Source organism: Streptomyces sp. NPDC049577 (assembly GCF_040675635.1).
In the GTDB taxonomy this organism is placed as follows: Bacteria; Actinomycetota; Actinomycetes; order Streptomycetales; family Streptomycetaceae; genus Streptomyces.
Genome location: NZ_JBFAPH010000492.1, coordinates 1 through 3,381 on the forward strand (window position 1 = coordinate 1; position 3,381 = coordinate 3,381).

6 protein-coding genes are annotated in these 3,381 nt (G+C 75.7%); all 6 read right to left on the reverse strand.

Features of this window, described 5'->3' with window-relative positions:
* Positions 1-868, reverse strand: an 868-nt coding sequence (locus AB0K09_RS31580) for an ATP-binding cassette domain-containing protein (RefSeq protein ID WP_366068823.1), incomplete at its 3' end; no start/stop codon positions are given.
* Positions 865-1,002 carry a lasso RiPP family leader peptide-containing protein gene (locus AB0K09_RS31585; protein WP_366068824.1) on the reverse strand — a complete coding sequence of 46 codons (138 nt, stop codon included), beginning with the start codon at positions 1,000-1,002 and terminating at the stop codon, positions 865-867. The genes AB0K09_RS31585 and AB0K09_RS31580, both read right to left, overlap by 4 nt.
* 31 nt (positions 1,003-1,033) lie before the next feature.
* Positions 1,034-1,183: a lasso RiPP family leader peptide-containing protein gene (locus tag AB0K09_RS31590; protein ID WP_366068825.1), complete on the reverse strand. Its 150-nt coding sequence runs from the start codon at positions 1,181-1,183 to the stop codon at positions 1,034-1,036.
* 11 nt (positions 1,184-1,194) lie between these two features.
* Positions 1,195-1,629: a lasso peptide biosynthesis B2 protein gene (locus tag AB0K09_RS31595; RefSeq protein ID WP_366068826.1), complete on the reverse strand. Its 435-nt coding sequence runs from the start codon at positions 1,627-1,629 to the stop codon at positions 1,195-1,197.
* Entirely contained in the window at positions 1,626-1,889 is a 264-nt protein-coding gene (locus AB0K09_RS31600) for a lasso peptide biosynthesis PqqD family chaperone (protein ID WP_366068827.1), read from the reverse strand. Before AB0K09_RS31600 ends, AB0K09_RS31595 begins: the two co-directional genes overlap by 4 nt.
* Complete coding sequence (locus AB0K09_RS31605; RefSeq protein ID WP_366068828.1) at positions 1,886-3,235, reverse strand: asparagine synthase-related protein; 1,350 nt, start codon at positions 3,233-3,235, stop codon at positions 1,886-1,888. The genes AB0K09_RS31600 and AB0K09_RS31605 overlap by 4 nt, the downstream gene beginning before the upstream one ends.
* Between the last annotated feature and the right edge of the window lie 146 nt (positions 3,236-3,381).

Here is a 3,381-nt window from a genome sequence, read left to right on the forward strand (position 1 = left end):
GCCGTCCGTGCCGCCGGAGGCGCCGGGATCGGCGTGGCGGGCGTACGACGACGAGGACACGCTGGGCCTGTGGGCGGGCGCCGCCGAAGCGCTCGTGCAGCGCGGCCGTCGCGGCGGTGTCGTCGGCGGTGCGCACCACGACGCGGTCGGCGCCGACGGCGGCCTTGAGGCGGGCGGGGGTGCCCTCCGTGACGATGCGGCCGTCGTCGATGACGGCGATACGGTCGCAGTGCTCCGCCTCCTCCAGGTAATGGGTGGTCAGGAAGAGCGTCACGGACCGCTGCCGCCGCACCTTGTGCAGGTGTTCCCACACCAGGGCCCGGGAGCGGGGGTCCAGGCCGAGCGTGGGCTCGTCCAGGAAGAGCACCCGCGGCGCGTGCAGCAGACCGCGTGCGATCTCCAGCCGGCGCTTCATGCCCCCGGAGAACGTGCGGACGAGACTGTCCCGGCGGTCGTCGAGCCCGACGAGGGCGAGCATCTCGGCCGTGCGGCGGTGCGCGGTGCGGCGGGGCAGACCGTGCAGCTCGGCGTGGAACCGCAGGTTCTCGGCGGCGGTCAGGTCGCCGTCCAGGGTGGACTCCTGGAAGACCAGCCCGATGCCGCGCCGCACCGCGGCGGGGTCGGCCGTGACGTCCGCGCCGGCGACCGCCGCCCGGCCCCCGGTGGGCCGGGCGAGGGTGCAGAGCATGGCGATCGTGGTGGACTTGCCGGCCCCGTTGGGGCCGAGGAACCCGAAGGTCTCCCCGGCCCGCACCGTCAGGTCCACGCCGCGGACGGCCTCCACGCCGGGGTACGTCTTGCGCAGGCCCCGCGCGAGGACCGTGACGCCGGCGTCACGGTCCTCGCTGTCACCGTTGCGGGTGTTCACCCGGCGGCGTAGCAGTACCAGGGGCCCGGGCCGGCGTCCTCGAGGATGTACCCGAAGGTGCAGCCGTGCGTCAGCTCGGCGAACTCGCCGACCTCCAGCAGCGCCGGGGGCTCATAGGTCTCGTGCTGTTCCATGGTGGATCTCCTTGCGGTGGGCGCGCACGGCTCAGCCGGCGGCCAGGATGTACCAGACGTAGGGCCAGACCCCGTTCTCCATGACGTTGCCGGAGGACAGACCCCTGGTCGTCCCGGTGAAGTCGCCGACCTCCAGCAGCGCCGGCGGCTCGTACACCTCCTGTGGTTTCTGCTGTTCCATGACGTGTCTCCTCACGTCCGGCCCGCGCGTCGGCATGGCGCGGGCACGACCATCAGCGGGCGGTAGTAACCGTCCGGGTGCGGTTCGCCGACCGGCCGGCCCTCGGCCTGCACCCATGCGTGGGCGCGGAAGGGCTCGGTGCGGACGCCGGTGCACCACTCCGGCCAGGACCCGCGCAGCCGGCACAGCAGCGCGGTGGCGATGGACCGTTGCAGACAGCCCTCCCCGGCGCAGCGGGCGCTCACGGACACCACCGCGCGCCGCGCGGCCAGGGCCTGTGCCGCCGTCGCCGGCCGTGCGCCCCGGCGCGCGGCCGTCAGCACCGCGCGGATGCGGCGTGGCTTGAGCGCCGCCAGCGGGCGGGCCGCGGCGACGGCCAGGAGCGCCGGCAGCCGGTCGCGCAGCGGGACGGAATCCCGGGCGGCGGGGGTCATCGGGGTGCTCATGCGGTCACCACCAGGCGTGCCGCGGTCAGCGAGCGGACGAGGGCCGCCACGTCATCCGCGGCGCGTTCCCGGGGGAGCGCCGGATAGCGCTCGCTCAGCCGCTGTGCCGTCTGCTGCGACGTGGCGCCCTCGAGCAGGGCGCGCAGGACGAGCGCGCCCGTGCTGTTGAGCTGCCAGTAGCGCCCGTCGGCCTCGTCCAGCAGCACCATCCCGTACTCGGTGTCCGTCGCCGAGACGTCGGGGCGCAGTGCGAAGGTCATGGGGTGCCTCCGGTGGTGGCGGTCGGGGGCGCGGTGTGCCGGGGACGCGAGCGCAGCCAGACCTCGCACCCGACGGTGGCGTCCAGGTCGCGCAGGGCGCTCGGGTCGGGGTGGACGCCCAGCAGCCGGGCGCGGAGGGCGGCCGGGTCGATCAGCCCGGCGCGGGCGAGCAGCGGGTCGTCGAACAGCTCCAGCAGGGCGGCCCGGTTGCGCCGCAGGCCGGCGTGGAACTCGGCGCTGTACTCGCCCTTGGTGGAGCGGCCCAGGATCGCCGCGGGCACGGTGCCGCGCATCGCGTCGGCGAGGACGGGCTTGTAGCGGCCGGGGGCCAGGCGCTCGTGCACCCGGACGGCCAGCGCCGCCTCGAGCACGCCGTCGTCGAGATAGGGGGCGGCGTACTCCAGCCCGTGACCGGCCATGACCTGGTTGATCTGATGGATGCCCTGCCCGCCGGCCAGGACGCACGCGAGGGCCATGTGCTGGCCGCGCTGCGGTGCCAGCGGCCGGACGCCCGAGGAGGCGGCCCGGGCCAGCCGGGACCTGACGTCCTGTACGGCGTCCGGCGTGGCCCAGGAGGGCATCTGCTGCGCGGTGCCCCAGGCGACGCAGAAGGCGGCCTGTTGGTGCCGCGACGGCGGTGGCGCGGCGGTGAGGCCGTCGGCCCACGCGGCGAGCCACCGGGCGTAGGGGCGGCGGTCGGCCAGGCCCTTCACGACGGGCCACCGGGGGGTGCGCTGGAAGGCGTGCTGCCTGCGGAGCCGGCCGAGGGCGGCGAGCGGGTGGCTGCGGATGTAGTCGTACAGGTGGCACGGGAAGGCGGTGAACAGCTCGTCCCCGCCGCCGCCCATCAGGTGCAGCCGTGAGCCGCGGTCGGTCATCAGCCGGGCCAGCAGCGTCAGCCGCAGGGCGTCGCGCACCCAGGCGCCCGGTTCGTCCGTGGGGACGGTCGCGCCGCCGAGGCCGCCGTACCAGGGGGCTTCCGCGCGGCTGACGACGACGTGCGCGGCCCGGGGCAGCCGCGAGGTGGCCCGCTCGGCCCAGACCGGGTCGTCGTTGTCGGGGTCCCCGCTCTCCCAGCGGAGCGTCACGAGACGGGCGCCCTGGCGTGCGGCGAGGAAGCACAGGCTGGTGGAGTCCATGCCGCCGGAGAGGTCGGCGCTGATGGTGCCGTCGCCCGCGGTGCAGGAGCGCACGGCGGCCTCCAGCGCCTCCCGCACGCCCACGGCCCCCTCGGCGGCGGACAGGGCAGGCTCGGGCGGCGTCCACCACCGGCGCGTCCGGGCGCGCCCGTCGGCCTCGATCAGCAGGCAGTCGTACGGCCGGACGGGCTCCACGCCCTGCCACACACACGTGTCGTCCAGGGGGTGGACGGGTGGCGAGGACAGCAGGTGCGGGGATGCATGGCGGCCACCGACGCGAGCGCGAAAACGCCGGTGCAGTCACCCGCGGCGTACACGCCGGGCGCCGAGGTCCGCGAGACCTTGTCGGTCCA